The 16,964-nt window shown below is 42.9% G+C and carries 15 protein-coding genes; 12 read left to right on the forward strand and 3 right to left on the reverse strand.

Annotation, left to right across the window (positions count from 1 at the left end):
* Position 1: 1 nt before the first annotated feature.
* The 3 genes from dapD to map all read right to left on the reverse strand — a co-directional run bounded on the left by dapD (position 2) and on the right by map (position 4,438).
* Positions 2-829: a 2,3,4,5-tetrahydropyridine-2,6-dicarboxylate N-succinyltransferase gene (gene dapD, locus QNM18_RS24935; protein ID WP_023401847.1), complete on the reverse strand. Its 828-nt coding sequence runs from the start codon at positions 827-829 to the stop codon at positions 2-4.
* Positions 830-840: 11 nt separating this feature from the next.
* Positions 841-3,459, reverse strand: coding sequence for a [protein-PII] uridylyltransferase (gene glnD, locus QNM18_RS24940; RefSeq protein WP_211010463.1), 2,619 nt, complete (start codon positions 3,457-3,459; stop codon positions 841-843).
* A 190-nt stretch (positions 3,460-3,649) separates the two neighbouring features.
* The gene (gene map, locus QNM18_RS24945; RefSeq protein ID WP_023401849.1) at positions 3,650-4,438 is read right to left on the reverse strand and encodes a type I methionyl aminopeptidase; all 789 of its coding nucleotides are present in this window, start codon (positions 4,436-4,438) and stop codon (positions 3,650-3,652) included.
* 290 nt (positions 4,439-4,728) lie between these two features.
* Between map and rpsB the strand changes: the two genes are divergently transcribed.
* The 12 genes from rpsB (at position 4,729) to fabZ (ending at position 16,962) form a co-directional block, all read left to right on the forward strand.
* Positions 4,729-5,457, forward strand: a complete 729-nt coding sequence (gene rpsB, locus QNM18_RS24950; protein WP_211010464.1) for a 30S ribosomal protein S2 — start codon at positions 4,729-4,731, stop codon at positions 5,455-5,457.
* Positions 5,458-5,561: 104 nt separating this feature from the next.
* Positions 5,562-6,413, forward strand: a complete 852-nt coding sequence (gene tsf / locus QNM18_RS24955) for a translation elongation factor Ts (RefSeq protein WP_211010465.1) — start codon at positions 5,562-5,564, stop codon at positions 6,411-6,413.
* 141 nt (positions 6,414-6,554) lie between these two features.
* Complete coding sequence (gene pyrH / locus QNM18_RS24960; RefSeq protein ID WP_023401852.1) at positions 6,555-7,295, forward strand: UMP kinase; 741 nt, start codon at positions 6,555-6,557, stop codon at positions 7,293-7,295.
* A 104-nt stretch (positions 7,296-7,399) separates the two neighbouring features.
* Entirely contained in the window at positions 7,400-7,957 is a 558-nt protein-coding gene (frr, locus tag QNM18_RS24965) for a ribosome recycling factor (RefSeq protein WP_211010466.1), read from the forward strand.
* Positions 7,958-8,175: 218 nt separating this feature from the next.
* A complete protein-coding gene (locus QNM18_RS24970) occupies positions 8,176-8,949 on the forward strand; it encodes an isoprenyl transferase (RefSeq protein WP_284138735.1) in 774 nt (257 codons plus the stop codon).
* Positions 8,950-8,960: 11 nt separating this feature from the next.
* On the forward strand, positions 8,961-9,827 hold the full coding sequence (locus QNM18_RS24975) for a phosphatidate cytidylyltransferase (RefSeq protein ID WP_211010468.1): 867 nt from the start codon (positions 8,961-8,963) through the stop codon (positions 9,825-9,827).
* Positions 9,828-9,841: 14 nt separating this feature from the next.
* Complete coding sequence (gene ispC, locus QNM18_RS24980; RefSeq protein ID WP_284138775.1) at positions 9,842-11,032, forward strand: 1-deoxy-D-xylulose-5-phosphate reductoisomerase; 1,191 nt, start codon at positions 9,842-9,844, stop codon at positions 11,030-11,032.
* The gene (gene rseP / locus QNM18_RS24985; RefSeq protein ID WP_284138736.1) at positions 11,032-12,384 is read left to right on the forward strand and encodes a sigma E protease regulator RseP; all 1,353 of its coding nucleotides are present in this window, start codon (positions 11,032-11,034) and stop codon (positions 12,382-12,384) included. Before ispC ends, rseP begins: the two co-directional genes overlap by 1 nt.
* Before the next feature lie 72 nt (positions 12,385-12,456).
* Positions 12,457-14,928: an outer membrane protein assembly factor BamA gene (bamA, locus tag QNM18_RS24990; RefSeq protein WP_211010472.1), complete on the forward strand. Its 2,472-nt coding sequence runs from the start codon at positions 12,457-12,459 to the stop codon at positions 14,926-14,928.
* An 11-nt stretch (positions 14,929-14,939) separates the two neighbouring features.
* Positions 14,940-15,458 (forward strand): OmpH/Skp family outer membrane protein, encoded by a 519-nt coding sequence (locus tag QNM18_RS24995; protein WP_211010473.1) that lies wholly within the window; start codon positions 14,940-14,942, stop codon positions 15,456-15,458.
* Positions 15,458-16,498 carry a UDP-3-O-(3-hydroxymyristoyl)glucosamine N-acyltransferase gene (lpxD, locus tag QNM18_RS25000; protein WP_284138737.1) on the forward strand — a complete coding sequence of 347 codons (1,041 nt, stop codon included), beginning with the start codon at positions 15,458-15,460 and terminating at the stop codon, positions 16,496-16,498. The genes QNM18_RS24995 and lpxD overlap by 1 nt, the downstream gene beginning before the upstream one ends.
* A gap of 11 nt (positions 16,499-16,509) precedes the next feature.
* A complete protein-coding gene (gene fabZ / locus QNM18_RS25005; protein WP_023401861.1) occupies positions 16,510-16,962 on the forward strand; it encodes a 3-hydroxyacyl-ACP dehydratase FabZ in 453 nt (150 codons plus the stop codon).
* Positions 16,963-16,964 lie beyond the last annotated feature (2 nt).

Consider the following 16,964-nt stretch of genomic DNA (forward strand, 5'->3'; position numbering starts at 1 on the left):
ATTAGTCCTGAACAGAGCGAAGTAGGGCATTAACACCCACTTTTTCTCGTGTCTGTTGGTCTACTTTTTTAACAATAATCGCAGCATATAGGCTGTGTGTACCGTCTTTGCTTGGCAGTGAACCAGGCACAACAACTGAGCCAGCAGGCACTCGGCCATAGTGAATTTCGCCAGTTTCTCGGTCATAAATACGCGTACTTTGAGAAATATAAACACCCATTGAAATCACCGCGCCTTCCTCGACGATAACACCTTCCACGATCTCTGAACGGGCGCCAATAAAACAGTTGTCTTCGATAATGGTAGGGTTCGCCTGTAATGGCTCTAGCACGCCACCAATGCCGACACCACCCGATAGATGAACGTTTTTACCAATCTGCGCGCATGAGCCAACAGTAGCCCATGTATCGACCATGGTACCTTCATCTACATATGCGCCGATATTTACGTAAGACGGCATTAACACGACATTCTTACCGACGAAACTGCCTTGACGAGCAACAGCGTTAGGAACTACGCGCATACCGCCTTGCTGAAATTGCTCTGGTGTGTAATCACTGAACTTAAGCGGTACCTTGTCGTAAAATTGGTTTACACCATCGCTCATTGGTTGATTGTCACGAATTCTAAACGACAATAGTACGGCTTTTTTCAACCACTGGTGTACTACCCATTCTCCGCTGACTTTTTCCGCTACGCGCGCTGCGCCCTTGTCGAGCAATTCTAGTGAATCCACAATCGCTTTTTTCACTTCTGGCGCGACAGATGAAGGTGTAATGTTATCGCGGTTTTCCCACGCTTGTTCAATAATACTTTTTAAATCCGACATAGTTTCCTCGTTTATTCAGATTCGGCGTTTAATTTTTTCATAAGTGAGTAATGTAAAGCTGTTTTTTCATCTTCACTCAAGGCTAAATAATGTTCATTTGAGACTACGAAAAAGTCCTCTGCACGTTCCCCAACGGTGGTGATCCGCGCTGCGTGGATATGTAGGTTATGAACCTGCAATACTTCCGCAATTTTGGTTAACAGTCCCTGAATATCCACAGCCTGTATTTCGACTAAGTTTCTATCATCGCGAGCATGTGGACGGACAATAACTTTTGGTTTGATATTAAAATCTTTAAAGCGCTGTGAACGGTTTTTCTTTAAGCGTATCTTCTTTTTAGGATCTGCGAGAATACTGTCCAGCCCACGGCGTAAGTTTTTGGCTCGGCTGCCACTAATGGCATCGCCGTTGACCTCCAAAATAACGAAACTAAAGACCACATAGCCATCTTTAGTCGTCATGACTTGCGCGTGCTGGATTTGCGCTTTTTTGCTGCCTATCACTGAAACTAGCTTAGCAAATAAACTGGCTTCGTATGGTGCATAAACAAATACCTGAGTACCGCCATGCATGGGTTTTTCAGATACTGCAACGCCAGAGACGCTATGCTCACTTAAAGAAAGTAAGTACTCACTTTGCCACGAGATTTGCTCTTCACTAAAGCCAGTGAAATAATTGGCTTTAAATCGAGACCAAAGTTTTGTTACTTTTTCTTCTAAATGACCTGCTTCTATAAGTCTTTGCATGGCTTGCGCTTTTTTATCTCGGATCTGATCGCGCATATCCATTGGGTGTTCTAGGCCTAACCTCAAAGCTCTTTGAGCATGTAAATAGAGCTCTCTTAATAGGGTGTTTTTCCAGTCATTCCACAAGTTATCGTTAGTTGCACGAATGTCTGCAACAGTCAGACAATAGAGGTAGTCCAGCTGTCTTTCGTTTTTAACCTTGGAGGCAAATTCATTGATAACGTCGGGGTCATTAATATCTTTGCGTTGTGCTGTAACAGACATGAGTAGGTGGTGTTCTACCAACCAAGCGACTAGTTTAGCGTCTGAAGGCGTTAATTTATGCATGCTGGCAAACGCATTGGCATCGACTGCGCCTAATTCAGAATGGTCACCGCCTCGACCTTTGGCAATGTCATGAAAAATACCAGCCAGATAAAGGAGTTCAGGCTTATCCATGCGAGTCATGATTTCGGCACAAATCGGAAACGCTTTGTTAAGCTGCTTATCACGATATTTATGAATATTATTAATCAGTTTGTGGGTATGCTCGTCCACTGTGTATGCGTGAAATAAATCAAATTGCATTTGACCGAAAATGCTACGCCATTGCGGTAAGTACGCTGCAATGATCCCGTGCTTGTGCATGAGCGTGAAGGCGCGACCCATACCATTTGGATGTTTGAGCAACCGCATAAATGCATCTCGACATGCGGCATAATCTTGCAAATCTCCAAGGAGGCGTCTTCTTACTTGGCGGACCGAGCGTATCGTATTTGGGTCAATGTCGGTGATATCAGTGTTATCAGCAATATGCTCAAAGAGCACTAAGAGGTTTTCTCGCAAAAAGAAAGCTGATGGGTCTTTGACTCGAATTTTATTTCCGATCCGCTCAAAGTGGGCATCTAAAGGCGTAACGACAAGTGCATCTTGTTCAGGCAAAATACTTTGCTCGAAGTAAGCCAGCAGCATTTGATTCATTTCTCGCACTCGGCTCATGATGCGGAAGAGGCGTTTCATCATACGTTCAACTGACGGTTTGCCTTCTGAGCCAAAGCCCAGCAATTCGGCTGCGTGAGGCTGGTAGTCGAATAACAAACGGTTTTCACTACGACCTGCAGCCAGATGCAACGCAAAGCGTATATTCCATAGGTTTTCCAGACACTCCATCAGCTCTTGATATTCTTCGTGCGTCAAATAACCGTGACCGATTAGCTCCTCAAGCGTTTCTGCGTGGAAATGCTTTTTTGCGACCCAAAAAATGGTTTGCAGATCTCTGAGTCCACCGGGGTTCTCTTTAATATTCGGTTCGAGATTGTAAGCGGTACCATGGCACTTTTTTCGCCGCAATTTTTGTTCTTTAACTTTGGCGATAAAAAAGTCGTCAGACCGCCAAATTGGCGTCTTGACGATGTGACTTTTTAACCGTTCGAATTCAACCAAGTTGCCACAAATAAGCCTGCTTTCAAGCAAGCTGGTGGTAAAGTGAACATCTTTGCGTTTTTGCTCCAAGACTTGCTCATGGGTGCGTACACTGTGACCGATGTCGAGGTTTAGGTCCCATAAATAGGTGACAAACGCTTCTAATGCATGCCGCAACTCTTCACTGGGATCGCCATCTGTTAGCAACAGAAAATCAATATCGGAAAATGGGTGAAGTTCACCACGCCCGTATCCACCAATGCCTATCAGTGCCAATTGAGGAAATTTGGACAATCCAGTTTGAACAAATAGTTCTTTTAGCAGGGTGTCGATAAATTCAGAGCGTGCGTTGATGAGTAATCTAACAGGTTGTTTTGAAAACTGATTATTTAGCCACTTATAGAAATAGGTCAGGCAGCCTTTATAATCATTGAGTTGTTCTGCTTGCTCGAGCAGCAACTTTACTTTATTGGGTAACGCCACGAGATATCCTTGGAACACGAGATAAAGTCAGTTTACTTGTATATTGGAATGACTTGAAGCAGGGAGCGCGCGTTTTTGTCGGTTTTATTTCATAAGTCTTCTAATTGCGTAATTTTTACCTAAAATTATGCCAATTTTCAGAGCGTTTGTTTGTGGTAGCTGCTTGAACTTGCAAGCAGCTACCATTGTATTATCCGTGTTCGATAATACGATCTATGGTGTCGTCTTTGCGGTGGGTTAGGATCTCAACACCGTTGTCAGTCACCAACAATGTGTGCTCCCACTGTGCTGATAGACTGCGGTCTTTAGTTACGACTGTCCAATCGTCTTTAAGCAATTTACACTGGCGTTTGCCTGCATTAACCATAGGCTCGATTGTTAAACACATACCGGCTTTTAAGGTTTCGCCTGTACCGGGCTTGCCATAGTGCATGACTTGCGGGTCTTCGTGAAATTGTGCGCCGATACCGTGACCACAATATTCACGAACGATAGAGTAATTGAAACCTTCAGCATATTTTTGAATTGCGGCACCGATGTCACCGAGGCGTACACCCGGTTTTACCATTTTAATTGCAAGGTAAAGAGATTCTTGAGTGATTTCGCTAAGACGCTTACCTTGAATACTAGGCTTGCCGACATAGAACATTTTTGACGTATCGCCATGGTAACCGTCTTTGATGACTGTGACATCAATATTGATAATGTCGCCTTCTTTAAGCGGCTTTTCATTTGGGATACCGTGACAGATTACATGGTTAACTGAGGTACAAATTGACTTTGGAAATCCGTGATAATTGAGTGGTGCAGGAATGCAGCCTTGAACATCCACAATGTAATTATGACAAATTGTGTTTAATTCGTCTGTGGTAACCCCAGGCTTCACATACTCTTCGATCATTTCCAATACTTCAGCCGCTAACCTACCGGCAACACGCATTTTTTCGATTTCTTCAGGGGTTTTAATCACTGCACTCATTGAGACTCCAAGTCATAATTTTTACAAAGCAATGACGAGCAATTTTTGTTCTCATCATTGAGTTAATTTATTTTATATGGTATAAAGCGCGCCGTCTTTTTACAAATAAATCTTCTAGATTTGATCTTGAGGTTGTTTGTACTTAAGACAAGCAAAATTTAATTTTAACACACACACATATCGACACATACACTTGGGTGCATGTTTGTATCGGTTAAAGATACGCAATAAGCATGTTGGTGCTATGGGATATGTGGAGGCCTAACCCTACTAAAATAGAGGAAAATACAATGGCAAACGTTTCAATGCGCGATATGCTTCAAGCTGGTGTTCACTTCGGTCACCAAGCACGTTACTGGAACCCTAAGATGAAGCCGTTCATCTTCGGTGCACGTAACCGCGTTCACATCATCAACCTAGAAAAGACAGTTCCACTTTTCAACGATGCACTTAAGTTTTTATCAAACGTTGCATCTAACAAAGGTAAAATCCTTTTCGTTGGTACTAAGCGCGCAGCTGGTGAAGCAGTTAAAGAAGCAGCTATCTCAAGTGAGCAGTTCTACGTAAATCACCGTTGGTTAGGTGGTATGTTGACTAACTGGAAAACAGTTCGTCAATCAATCAAGCGTCTTAAAGACCTTGAGACTCAAAGCCAAGACGGTACTTTCGAGAAGCTTACTAAGAAAGAAGCGCTAATGAAAACGCGTGAAATGGAAAAGCTTGAGAAGAGCCTTGGCGGTATCAAAGATATGGGCGGTCTACCTGACGCTATCTTCGTAATCGATGCTGACCACGAGCACATCGCTATCCGCGAAGCTAACAACCTAGGTATTCCAGTAGTATCTGTTGTTGATACTAACTCAAACCCAGATGGTGTTGATTTCATCATCCCAGGTAACGACGATGCGATCCGCGCAATCCAGCTTTACACTAACGCTGTTGCAACTGCTATCACTGAAGGTCGTGAAAGCAACATCGTTGCTCAAGCAGAAAACGACGATTTCGTAGAAGCTGAGTAATTAGCTGTCATCAAGTCTTCATCCAAATGTGATGAAGGCTTGATATTCTTTACAAGCGGTAATTCGCTTATCAAAAAACCGAATTCAGAATTGAGGATATTCTAATGGCTGTAACTGCTGCCCTAGTTAAAGAACTTCGCGAGCGTACTGGCGCTGGCATGATGGATTGTAAAAAAGCACTAACTGAAACAAATGGTGACATCGATCTAGCTATCGAAAACATGCGTAAAAGTGGTGCTGCTAAAGCTGCTAAAAAAGCAGGTAACATCGCTGCTGAAGGTACAATCCTTATCAAGCAAGGTGAAGGTTTCGCTGCACTTCTTGAAGTTAACTGTCAAACTGACTTCGTTGCTAAAGACGAAAACTTCCTAGGTTTTGCTAACACTGTTCTTGATGACGCTGTTGCTACTAAAGCATCAATTGCTGACCTTCAAGCAAAGTTCGAAGAAACACGTGTTGCGCTAGTTGCTAAAATCGGTGAAAACATCAACGTTCGTCGCGTTGAGTACATCGATGGTGACAAGCTATCTGCATACCGTCACGGCGACCGTATCGGTGTTGTTGTAACTGGTGATGCTGACGAAGAAACGCTTAAGCACGTTGCAATGCACGTTGCTGCTTCTAAGCCTGACTACCTAAACCCAGAAGACGTACCAGCTGACGTTGTAGAGAAAGAAAAAGCGGTTCAGGTTGAAATCGCTATGAACGAAGGCAAGCCTGCTGAAATCGCAGAAAAAATGGTTGTTGGCCGCATGAAGAAGTTCACTGGTGAGATCTCTCTTACTGGTCAAGCTTTCATCATGGAGCCTAAGAAGTCTGTAGGTGAGTACCTTAAAGAGAAAGGTGCTGCTGTTTCTTCATTCATTCGCCTAGAAGTTGGTGAAGGTATCGAGAAGAAAGAAGAAGACTTCGCTGCTGAAGTTGCTGCACAAATCGCTGCTGCAAAAGGCGAATAATCGCAATAGAATAATCTTATTGACATAAAAGTGTTGATTTGCTTTTGCGTCAATGAAGAAAATTCTCTAAAATAACCGCGCATTTATGTCTATCATAAGCGCGGTTATTTTTTGTCTCAATTTTAACTTGGCCCGGAAATTATGACTATCAATCGAAAACCTGTTTTTAGACGCGTTCTTCTTAAATTAAGCGGTGAAGCTTTAATGGGAGATGAAGGCTTTGGTATTGATCCAAAAGTATTGGATCGTATGGCGCAAGAAATCAAAGAGCTTGTAGAACTCGACGTAGAAGTGGGTTTGGTTATCGGCGGCGGTAACTTTTTACGCGGCGGATCATTAGCGGAAGCGGGTATGAACCGTGTTGTTGGTGACCATATGGGCATGTTAGCGACAGTGATGAATGGCTTGGCGATGCGCGATGCACTGCACAGAGCGTTCGTTAATGCCCGTTTGATGTCTGCAATTCCACTAAATGGTGTGTGTGATGCGTACAATTGGGCTGAGGCAATTAGCTTGTTAAAATCAGGCCGTGTTGTTATCTTTTCAGCAGGTACCGGCAACCCATTCTTTACCACTGATTCAGCTGCGTGTTTACGCGGCATTGAAATTGAAGCTGACACAGTAATCAAAGCAACGAAAGTAGATGGTGTTTACAGTGACGACCCTGTTAAGAACCCTGAAGCAACTTTGTATAGCCAGCTTACTCATGACGAAATAATTGATAAAGAATTAAAAGTAATGGATTTAGCTGCATTCACTCTGGCTCGTGACCACAATATGCCGTTAAGCGTATTTAACATGAACAAGCCGGGTGCCTTGAAGCGTGTCATCATGGGTGAAGATGAAGGTACCCTGATCACGTCGAAAAAAGCAGCGGAATAAACAGCAATTGAGAATGGGGCTTGATGCCCCATTCTCTTAGAATAACCCAACCTAAATAGCATGATTTAGTTAAAGGTTGGAACAGTAAAAATAGGATTGCAACTGTGATTAATGATATCCAAAAAGACGCTCAAGAGCGCATGAAAAAAAGTGTGGCGGCGCTGGCTAGCCAACTATCAAAAATTCGCACAGGTCGTGCTCACCCTGCACTACTTGATGGTATTTCAGTTTCATACTACGGCGCAGATACGCCACTTAACCAGGTTGCGAACGTAACTGTTGAAGATTCACGCACACTTGCTATCAATGTCTTCGATAAGTCATTAGCGCAAGCGGTTGAAAAAGCGATTATGGCTTCTGATTTGGGCCTAAACCCAATGTCAGCAGGTACAGTTATTCGTGTACCGCTTCCTCCACTTACGGAAGAGCGTCGTAAAGATTTAATCAAAATTGTTCGTGGCGAAGTGGAAGGTGGCCGCGTAGCGGTTCGTAACATTCGTCGTGATGCGAATGGTGACATCAAAGCACTGTTAAAAGACAAAGAAATTTCTGAAGATGAAGCGCGTCAAGCTGAAGATCAAATCCAAAAGATCACAGATACGCACATCAAAGAAATGGACACGCAGTTAAGTGCAAAAGAAGCTGAGCTGATGGAAATCTAATTCCAGTTACAACTGCTTGAAATGAAGAGCCGCTTTATAGCGGCTTTTTTCATGTTTAGAGGTTAAAATTATTGCGGATTTAAGATATTTACATACTCATAAAGTTTCGGTGTGAAATTTAAGCAGTTTTTTTGTAATTTGAAGATAAAGAATTTTATTAGGTTTGCAGCGACGACTGCGCTATACTAGGCGGCGTTTTTTTTATTTAAAATAGTACTATGGTTTTAAACGCTGACGCGATTTCTCAACAATCACTACCAAAGCATGTTGCCATAATTATGGATGGCAATGGACGCTGGGCCCAAGCCCGAAAGCGCCCAAGAGCTTATGGTCATAAAAAAGGTGTAGACTCTGTTCGCAGCGCTGTACAGTTTTGCTCTAAATTAGGCATAGAGTCTTTAACTCTATTCGCATTTAGCAGTGAAAACTGGCGTAGACCTGAGGATGAAGTCAGTACCTTGATGGAATTATTCCTTTTCGTCTTGAGTAAAGAAGTAAAAAAGTTACATAAAAATAATGTAAAGCTAAATATTATTGGCGATATATCAAAGTTTCCTCAAAGCTTGCAAGATAAAGTACATAGCGCTCATGCATTGACTGCTGAAAATTCTGGGTTGCAATTAAATATTGCTGCAAACTATGGAGGCCGATGGGATATCATCACAGCAGCTCAATCTTTAGCATCGCAAGTAAAAAATGGCGAGTTGGATGTAACTGATATCACTGAAGAAGCATTATCAAAACAGCTAACTATGGCTGAACAAAGCCCACTAGACCTTCTCATCCGTACTGGAGGAGATTACCGGATAAGCAATTTCTTGCTCTGGCAAGCAGCATACGCAGAGCTGTATTTTACAGAGACTCTTTGGCCTGATTTTGACGAAGAAGCTTTCTCAGAAGCGATCGCTTGCTATATTTCTAGAGAAAGGCGCTTTGGTTGCACAGGTGAACAAATAAAACAACTACTCGCCGAGAGCAATTCAACAAGTTAAAGGTATACAGTTTGTTAAAACAACGCATTATGACGTCAGCTGTGCTCGCACCGCTGGCGCTAATTTTAGTATTTTATACCCCACTGAACCTATTTAGTGTGATAGCTGCATCAATCGTGTTATTAGGTGCTTGGGAATGGGCGTCACTAATGGGTATCACCAAGCCACTGTATCGGTTGGCTTATGTTGCTGTAACGGGTGTATTAATTGCGACACTGCACTTTCATTGGCCAATTGAAAGCCTATGGCATGAGAATAAATTAGTCGCGGATGCCAATTATATATTTACCCTTGCTGCGGCGTGGTGGATTGTTGCAACACTGCTCGTGCTACGATATCCAAAAATGGCTAAGTCTTGGAGTCAAGGTATCGTAATGCCTGGGATTGCAGGCTTTTTGACACTCATCCCTTTATGGCTAGCCTTGAATGTACTAAGAAGCGCAGAATACCATTCGTCTGAACAGTTAGGTTCGGTGTTAATTATGGTAGTGCTTGGCATCGTTTGGAGTGCAGATATTGGCGCTTATTTTGCCGGTAAAAATCTAGGCAAGAGAAAACTAATGCCAAATGTAAGCCCGAACAAAACAATCGAAGGGCTTATTGGTGGCCTGCTTACGGCTGTAGTGTTTGTTTTAATTTTTTGTTTTTGCGCAGATATCGAGCACAAACACTGGTTAATGTACGGTTTATTAACCGTCGTTATCGCTCTATTTTCGGCAATTGGTGATCTGCTTGAGAGTATGTTCAAACGAGAAGCCGGGTTGAAAGATTCGGGAAGTTGTTTGCCTGGTCACGGCGGTATTTTAGATCGTATAGACAGCCTTACAGCTGCTGCACCTATATTCGCGTTATTTTATGCGTGGACGGTGACGTTATGAGCGTAGCAAAGTCAATGGCTGAGCAAGTAGTTATACTCGGTTCAAGTGGCTCTATCGGTACATCAACACTAGATGTAATAAGCCGAAACAAAGAACGATTTAACGTTTTTGCCCTTGTTGCGGGCAAAAACGTCGATGTGGTTCACCAGCAAGTTTTACTCCATACACCTAAATATGTGGTTATGCATGACGAACCCGCCGCTCTGTCTTTGAAAGAGCGCTTGCAGGGTGTGGATACCGAAGTACTTAGCGGCACACAAGCAATGTGCGATGTTTCCGCGCATAGTGATGTAGATATAGTGATGTCTGCCATTGTTGGCGCTGCGGGGCTTCTACCGACTTTAGCAGCGGTCGAGGCAGGCAAAAAAGTACTACTGGCCAACAAAGAATCACTGGTCATGTCTGGCAAGCTGTTTATGGATAAAGTGAAGCGCCACGGTGCGACACTGCTACCGATAGACAGTGAACACAATGCGATATTTCAGTGTATGCCTCGCCAAATGCAACAAGGTATTCAAACCAATTTTGCGCCATTGGGAATACGAAAAATACTCTTAACGGGCTCTGGTGGACCTTTCTTAAACCGTGATATTAACACACTAGATGATGTTACGGTCGCCGAAGCCGTCGCTCATCCCAATTGGTCTATGGGCCAAAAGATTTCCGTCGATTCTGCTACGATGATGAATAAGGGTCTTGAGTTTATTGAGGCCAAGTGGTTATTTGATTGTCAGGCTGATGATATAGAGGTCGTGATCCATCCGCAGAGCATGATCCATTCAATGGTACAGTACCAAGACGGTTCTGTTATCGCTCAAATGGGGCAACCAGATATGCGAACTCCTATTGCATACGGGTTAGCTTATCCTGAGCGTATTGATGCGGGTGTAAAGCCCCTCGATTTCTCTGACATGAAAGATTTTACGTTTACCGAGCCTGACTACGCTCGCTATCCAAATTTAAAATTAGCAATAGAAGCTTGCCGTCTAGGTCAGGCCGCCACGACGACGCTCAATGCCGCTAATGAAGTTTCAGTGGCAGCATTTTTGAAAAAACAAATCGGCTTTATGGACATTTTCAAAGTTAATGAGCAAGTTTTGTCAATGAGTGCACAAAGAGATGTGAACTCACTGGATGAGATCATGGACGCAGATTCAGCGGCTCGCAGGTGTGCTAATGAACTTGTTATGAGGCAGATGCGCTAATGATTGATTTTTTCTGGAATCTTGGTTCTTTTGTTGTTGCGCTCAGTATTTTGGTCGCGGTACATGAATATGGACACTTTTGGGTTGCCAGAAAAGCCGGTGTGAAAGTGCTACGTTTCTCAATAGGCTTTGGTAAGCCTCTTGTCACTTGGTACGACAAGCTCGGCACAGAATACGCCATTTCAATGATCCCCTTAGGGGGCTATGTCAGAATGTTGGACTCCCGCGTGGATGATATGGCAGAACACGACCGCACGCGCACCTTAGACAGTAAGTCTGTCTATGCCAGAATGGCGGTTGCAGCCGCTGGACCACTGGCTAATTTCCTATTTGCAATATTTGCGTTAGCAATAATGTATATCATCGGCGTACAGAATATAAAGCCTGTGGTAGGTACCATTGTACCAAACTCAATTGCCTATCAAGCGGGCGTGCAATCGGGAGATATCATAAAGCGTATTGGAGACGAAGAGGTCACCTCTTGGCAAGATGTAAACTTTGCTGTGATATCAAGCCTGGGTGAACAACGCCTAGATATTAAGGTGACAGATAAACAAGGCCAAATAGCGATAAGAACACTCAATGTCGATGGTTGGAAGTTAGATGAGCGGGATGTCGCGCCGTTGACTTCAATCGGTATAACGCCATATCGGCCTGATATTACAACAGAGTTAGCACTGGTAGCTGAAAACTCTGCTGCTCAAAAAGCGGGCGTGCAAGTAGGCGATGTGATTGTATCGTTTAACCAAGAGCAAATTTCTAGCTGGTCACAATTTGTCGAGTTAGTTCAGTTATCACCCAACAAACAAAGTGTGCTCACTGTACTGAGAGACAAACAGACAGTGACGTTGAATATTACACCTGATGCTCGCGAAACTTCACCGGGGACATCCATTGGGTATTTAGGGGTCGTGCCTAGACAGAAAAGTTGGCCTTCTGGATACATTGAGACTAGACAGTATGGTGTGTTCGATAGTATCGTGCTTGGCGTTCAGAAAACCTATGCCCTGACAATGCTGAGCTTCGATATGATTGGCAATCTGATCACAGGTCAAGTCTCTGTGAAAAATATCAGTGGGCCTGTTGGAATTGCAGTAGGGGCTGGTGACAGTGTTAGTTATGGATTAGTTGCCTTTTTGAGCTTTCTAGCTCTTATCAGCGTCAACTTAGGGGTTTTTAACCTTTTACCACTGCCGATGTTGGATGGTGGACATTTGATGTATTACTTAATTGAACTAATTCGAAAAAAACCGGTCTCTGAAAAGACACAAGAGTTAGGTTATAAGCTGGGAGCAATGATGTTGCTGGCACTGACCTGTTTTGCACTGTTTAATGATGTATCGAGGCTCTAAGCTCTTAGAATAAGGGCGGTAGCGCACGTGGCGCGTAGTTCGCCGTAAGCTGTAAAGGATAAAGATAACAAAATGCCTATAAAAAAACATTTAGCTGTAACGAGTTTACTTGGCGCTAGTTTTGCTGCTCTAGGGCAAAACTCCTTTATCGTAGAAGATTTAAAAGTTGAAGGGTTACAACGTGTTGCACTGGGTGCAGCCTTGACTCATATTCCAATTAACGTTGGTGATGAAGTTGATAACTATACGGTTTCAAAAACCATTAAGGCGCTGTTTTCATCAGGGCATTTCGACGATATTTCTGCTTACCGTGATGGTAATCAAATTGTTTTCAAGGTGAAAGAGCGTCCAACCATCGCTTCAATTGAATTTGATGGCAACAAAGACATAAAAGATGAACAGCTGCAGGAAAGTTTGGATGGTAAAGACATTCGAACAGGCGAAACACTAGATAGAACGGTTATCGATGGGATCGAAAAAGGCCTTATCGAGTTCTTCCATAGTATTGGTAAATACAATGCAAAAATGGAAGTAAGCATCATCGAATTGCCACGTAACCGAGTTAAGCTCAAGTTTGAGTTTGATGAAGGGGACGCAGCTTCTGTACGCCAGATTAACCTTGTTGGTAATGAGCTATTTTCTGACGAGCAATTATTGCGTCTAGTTGAATCTCAACAAGATTTACCTTGGTGGAAGTTCTTGTCTAGCGATCGTTATCAAAAACAAACTATCGAAGGTGATTTGGAGAAGATCCGTAGTTACTATTTAGATAGAGGCTATTTGAGATTTAACATCGACTCTACACAAGTCTCTGTCAGTCCAGAGCGTGAGTCTGTATACGTGACAGCAAACATCTCAGAAGGCGAAAAGTACACAGTTAAAGGGTTTGACTTTATCGGTGATTTACTTGGTCGTGAAGAGTTGATTGAAAGTGTCATACCACTAAAATCTGGTGAGCTTTATAACGGTTCATTGGTTACTTCATCGGAAGAGTTCATCAAGAGTTACTTAGCGCGCTTTGGTTATGCCAATGCGGAAGTACGTACTATCCCAGATATCGATGATGAAAACAAAGAAGTGCATTTAACCTTATCCGTGGATCCGGGCAAGCGTGTTTATGTTCGTCGTATTCTTGTCAATGGTAACCAAAGTACAGCTGATCACGTTGTTCGAAGAGAGATGACACAACTTGAAGGTGCTTGGCTATCTAATCAAAGCCTTGAACGTTCTAAGTTACAAATCCAACGTTTGCCGTACATGGAAACCGTGGACTTTGAAGTTAAACCGATTCCAGGTGTAGACGATCAAGTAGATGTAGATTTTAACGTTAAAGAACAGCCTGCTGGAAGTTTCCAAGCAGGTGTTGCGTATGGCTCTTACGCGGGCTTACAGTTTAATGTCGGTGTGAGTGAATCAAACTTCTTAGGCTCTGGCGACCAAGTTGCTTTTAACGTAAATACGTCTAAGGCATCAACACGCTACAGCGTATCGTATACAGATCCGTATTTCACGCCAGATGGTATTTCTCAAGGTAGCAGTGTCTTTTTCAGTAAATTTGACGGTTCTGAGATTGGCCTGATCGATTACGACTCTCGTAGTTACGGTATTGGTACGCATTTTGGTATTCCAATTAACCCGGTTAACCGTTTGAACTTTAGTTTCCGTTGGGTTGAAGAAGAACTTGACCGTATCGCTGACTATGAACAGACGCGCGTTCTTCGGCTAACTTTCCAAGATCCAAATGACCCAGATGGTGGTTATGATTTCACTAAATATGAGTTAGGTATTGGTTGGTCACGTATTACAGTAAACCGTGGTATGTTCCCAACAGATGGCTCTCGTCAAAACGCCAACTTTAATATTACGACGCCGAACTCAGATTTAAATTACTTTAAGCTAAGTTACGATTCGCGTTTTTATTGGCCAGTAAGTAATGATCACCGCTGGGTATTCTCAACTAGAGCATCATTGGCATATGGTAATGGCTACGGTTCGGAAAATGGCTTTGACCAAGTTCTTCCGTTCCAAGAGTTCTATCGTATCACTGAGATGGAATTGAGAGGTTTTGAGCGAAATACGATATTACCACTCGCAGTACAACGTAGACCTCAGTCTATTATAGGTACTCCACTTCCAGATGGCTCAAATAGTAATGTTATTGGGGGCGATCCAGCGTTCGACCAATTGATTACTGCTGGACGTATTGGTGGTAATGCCAAAGCCGTATTTGGTGCTGAAATGATTGTGCCTACACCGTTTCTAGATGAAGAAAACACAAGTTCTGTGAGAACGAGTTTCTTTGTCGATGCAGCAAACGTTTGGGATACTGAGTTTGACGTAGACCGCTACGCAAACCTACCAGAGCATCAATATAATCAACTATCAGATTTCTCTGACCCGAGCCGCTTTAGGGTTTCAACCGGTATGTCTATTCAATGGATCTCACCGATGGGACCAATGTTAATTAGTTTTGCGTATCCACTGAAGAAAGAAGAAGATGATGATACTAAGAACATCAGCTTCAACATCAGTAATACATTCTAAGGAGTTTAATTGTGAAAAAGATGTTTAAAACCTCTGCTATGGGTATTTTAGCAGCGTTATTAATGGGTAATTCAATCAATGCATTTGCACATAAAGTGGGCATTGTTGATATGCAGACTGTTTACTCGCAGTTGCCACAAATGGCTAAAATTGAACAAACTTTGAAAAGTGAATTCTCAGAGCGTCGCCAAGAACTTGAAAAACTACAAGGTGACATCCGTTTTGAAGCTGAAAAGTTTAAGCGTGAAAGCGCGACAATGAGTGAAGAACAAAAAACAGCATTACGTGACAAAATTCAAGGCATGCAAAAAACGCTTGCTGAGAAGGGTCGCCCGCTTGAGCAAGAAATTAAACAGCGCCAAAACCAAGAGTTAGCAAAAATACAAAAACTGATCCTAGATGCAATTGAAAATGTTGCTAAAAAAGGAAAGTTTGACGAAGTTAGACTAAAAGAAACGACAATCTACTTCAACCCTGATAAAGTTAGCGATCTGTCGGATGATATTGTTGAAGCAGTTAGCAAAAAGTAATGACTAAACACTACACGTTGTCGCAACTGGCTGATCATTTAGGTGCAACCCTTGATGGGAATGCGGATCAGCCAATTGTAAAAATTGCCACTTTACTAAATGCGAAAGATCAAGACATCGCATTTTTGGCAAATAAAAAATACCGCAGCCAGCTTGAATCAACACAAGCTGGCGCTGTGATTTTATCAGCGGAAGATGCGGCTTATTTTTCGGGTAACAAACTGATTTGTGATAACCCATATGTGGCCTACGCAAAACTTGCGCAATATATGGATACAACGCCTAACGCGGCGAGTTCAATACACAGCAGTGCCGTGATAGACGAAAGTGCCTCTTTGGGCAACAATGTTAAAATTGCCGCGAATGCGGTAATTGAAGCTGGTGCTGTGATTGGTGATGATGTTGAAATTGGCGCTGGCAGTTTTATTGGAAAGCATGCACGTATTGGTGCTGGAACGAAGCTGTGGGCCAACGTAACAATTTACCATGAAGTAGAAATTGGTGAACATTGTTTGTTTCAATCAGGCAGTGTGATTGGCAGTGACGGCTTTGGTTACGCTAATGAATCAGGTGAGTGGGTCAAAATTCCACAGATTGGTACTGTGATCGTTGGTGATCGCGTTGAAGTCGGTGCATGTACTTCAATTGACCGAGGGGCAATTGACAATACAATCATTCACGATAACGTCATTCTCGACAATCAAATTCAAATCGCACATAACGTTGAAATAGGTTATGGCACTGCAATAGCTGGTTGTACGGTACTTGCCGGAAGCGTAAAAATCGGAAAGTACTGCCAAATTGGCGGCATGGTAGCTATTAATGGTCACAACGAGGTGTGTGATGGCGTTGTGATTACTGGTATGAGTATGGTTACTAAAGGCATCACAAAGCCTGGAGTGTACTCGTCAGGTATGCCACATACCACCAACAAAGAGTGGCGCAAGAGTATTGCCCATTTGCGTAATCTTTCTGATTTTAAAGCGCGCATTAAAGCTCTCGAGAATCTTACCGAGCAGTTACAACATACGGATAAATAAAAGGTACTATTTTGGCCAACGAATTAAACAGCTTTGATATTCAAGAAATCTTGAAGTTACTTCCTCATCGTTACCCTATGCTATTAGTGGATAAGGTTGTCGATCATAAGCCCGGAGAGTATTTACACGCAGTAAAAAATGTGACGGCAAATGAGCCAATCTTTACCGGACACTTTCCTGATCAACCGATTTTCCCAGGTGTAATGATCTTAGAAGCACTTGCTCAGGCAACAGGTCTACTCGGTTTTAAGACGGTCGAGAACCGCAGTGATAATGAGCTATACTTATTTGCAGCCATTGACAACGCTAGATTTAAGCAGCCAGTTGTTCCTGGTGATACGATGCATTTACACGTACAATTTGTTAAAGAGCGCCGCAACATCTGGAAGTTTTCAGCTGAAGCGAAAGTTGATGGCAATGTTGTATGTAGTGCTGAAATTATGTGTGCTAGAAGAGAGTTTTAAGC

It is taken from the genome of Pseudoalteromonas obscura, assembly GCF_030135505.1.
GTDB classification, from domain to species: domain Bacteria; phylum Pseudomonadota; class Gammaproteobacteria; order Enterobacterales; family Alteromonadaceae; genus Pseudoalteromonas; species Pseudoalteromonas obscura.